Source organism: Bradyrhizobium sp., from assembly GCF_016462955.1.
GTDB lineage: Bacteria > Pseudomonadota > Alphaproteobacteria > Rhizobiales > Xanthobacteraceae > Bradyrhizobium.
The window spans coordinates 914-3,096 of sequence record NZ_JAEMSD010000664.1 but is presented as its reverse complement, the minus strand read 5'-3'; the positions used below and the strand labels follow the sequence as shown (position 1 = coordinate 3,096).

Genomic DNA, 2,183 nt, shown 5'->3' with positions numbered 1-2,183 from the left:
GGCCGGGACCGTCACTAGATTGCGACGTTCCCATGCTCTCTCGTCTTTCTGATCGCCGTCTTCACCGGGCGCGAAACGTCAGGAGACGAATTCCATGCATCGAGGACACTTCTCGACCATGGACGGTCGCCGACCTTCGGCACGATGTTCGGTTGGATCTGTTGCGAAGGGCGGTCCGCGAGGAATGCAGCGAGACGGGCTCCTTGTGGTGGGTCGGCATCTGCGAGAGCGATGCAGGCGTTGAGGATAGGCGGGACACCCCAGTCCTGCTCCTTTCTGGCGCGCTCGAGCAGGCGATCCATCATCACCGTGACTTCGATACGCGAGACCCGGGTCAGCCTGTCCTTGAGCTGGTGGGCCATGTCGGGGTGCTCGAGCAGGGCCGTGAGCAACTCGGCCGCCTCCGACGACAGGCGGTCTTCGGGCGTGATAAGCGGCGCCTGCTCGCGGCCGACGTAGAGCGCGCCGCGCAGGTCGTGGTCGTGAAGGGGCGGCGAGAGCGCCAACCATTCCTTCACGAAGGGAGCGTTCCACGGCGCCTTCAGATCGAGATCGCGCCCCGCTGTCGCCGCGTCTTCCCATTCTTGGAGGAACGTAGGCTTTCCCTCACCCGAGGCGCTGACGTTCTTGACCAGTTCGGCATACGCTGCGGTGTCGCCGATGCGCTCGAAAAGCAACAGCTTAGCGAGCACCGCTTCGTCGACGCCAACGCCCTGCGCTTTCGAGATCGTCATCCGGATCGAGAGCGCGTTCAGGAAGCGCTTGATCAGCCGCGGATTTCCCAGAATCCCCGACGCCGTCGTCATGAGCGAGGCGAGCCTCTCGGCCGTGTCGAATTGACCGACAAGATGCTCGGGCAACTTCACGCCAAGCGATTGGACGAAGGCCCGGTCGACCTTCTTTCCCTGCCACGTCCGCTTGAGCTGGCCAATCATGCCAGCGCGGATCTTCTCCTTGTCGTCGTCGGACAACTCGCTGTTGTCCACGAACAGGAGCATCATGTAGGCGCGGACCTCCTGGGTCCCGAGCTGCGGCACCCGAATGGGAACTTGGATGAGCTTGTCGAAGTAGTTGGTGACCAGCAGGTCGTCGCTGACCCCGACGAAGTGCTTCCGGACGGCGTGCTTGATCATGTCGTTGTCGGCCGCGATCACGAAGGCGGTGTTCTTGAGGAACAGAAAGAGGCGGATCGCCTCCAGGGTCGAGATCGTGGTCTCCGGCAAGCATCGGTCGAGATCGTCGATCAGGACGACCAAAGTTATCCCGAGCTCCTCGAGCGCTTGTTCGAACGCGTCGCGCAGCGCCTGAATCTCCTTCGGCGGTGACGTTTCCTCCTTCGGGTTCAGCAGTTCGCCACCTTCCTGCGCCGCGTCCGCCGCAGCTTTCTTGGCGGCTTCGCCGGTTTCCTTCCCGACCCCTTCGGACCAGACCTTCTTGGCGAGCTCGAAGATCTCGCCGACCGCGCCGACCGGGGGCACCCCGAAATAGATCGAGGCGGCCGAGGTCGCTGCGAGTTTCGCGGCCCGGAGCCATTTCACGCGCTTGGCAAGGGACGCGACCTTATCGAGTGCCGTCTGTCGGCTCTCCGCTTCCTTCGCGAGCTTGTCAGCGATCACATCCATCAACGCAGCACGCGCGTCGTCATAGCCCTGGTAGAGCCAGGCATTGAACTCGACGAAGACGTACTTGTCGGCGGCCTTCTTCCCGCTCTCGTCCTTCCTGGCGGCGATCGCCGAGCGGGTGAGCTTGATCATCGAGGATTTGCCGATGCCCCAGGCGCCAGACACGCCGATCGAGATCGGGCGTCCCTTGGCCTGCACAATGATCTCGGCCACGGTTTCGGCGACGCCGGAGAAGTTCAGGAAGTCCCGCTCGGTCTCGTTATCGGGCCACATCGGCAATCTCTCGCCTGAAAAAGCTTTTGGAATCGAAATATCTGTTGCGCGAGCAGAGGAAAGGCACCGAGCGCTGCGTTGTTACGTTCCGTTCTCCGAAAGTGCAACCCAGACCTTCTTCTTACGTCCTATGGTTGCTGCTCTGCACACGCGCTTCAAGTCTCCATCGCTTCGGCCATTATCGCGAAAGTGACCTGCAGGACGCTGCAAAGAGGCGGGGATGCGGCCGACGGCCCCGCCGGGACCACTGCGACGAAACTCCTAGGCAATCGCCGCCGAAGTGGTAAC

The 2,183-nt window shown here is 62.3% G+C and carries 1 protein-coding gene; it reads right to left on the bottom strand.

Features of this window, described 5'->3' with window-relative positions; translation table 11 throughout:
- Positions 1-14 precede the first annotated feature (14 nt).
- A complete protein-coding gene (locus JHD07_RS36500; RefSeq protein WP_028136430.1) occupies positions 15-1,895 on the bottom strand; it encodes a P-loop NTPase fold protein in 1,881 nt (626 codons plus the stop codon).
- Between the last annotated feature and the right edge of the window lie 288 nt (positions 1,896-2,183).